We start from the raw sequence: 267 nt of genomic DNA on the forward strand, positions 1-267 counted from the left end.
TTTATAATCAACAAGTAACAACATTTTGTAAACCCTTTCAGTTTTGATCAAATTCCCTAAAGAAATAAATTTTTTAAGGCTCTGACTTTCTTCTATATTAAAGTTGAAATCTTTCTCAATTTCCCCATTTTGATTATATATCCCTAAATTAATCCCGCCAGTTTCAGCGAAAGGTAATTTATCTCGATTTAACGTACTAGCAATAGTTGACTTAAAATTAGTACTATCTAATGAAATTTTCGGCTGATTATTCGTTTGTGTCTCTTG

General features: G+C 29.2%; 1 pseudogene. It reads right to left on the reverse strand.

The window, feature by feature from the left end:
• Nucleotides 1-267, reverse strand: a pseudogene (locus KVT27_RS24865) (hypothetical protein); the annotation flags it as partial.

Source organism: Lysinibacillus sp. GbtcB16 (assembly GCF_019091145.1).
In the GTDB taxonomy this organism is placed as follows: Bacteria; Bacillota; Bacilli; order Bacillales_A; family Planococcaceae; genus Lysinibacillus; species Lysinibacillus fusiformis.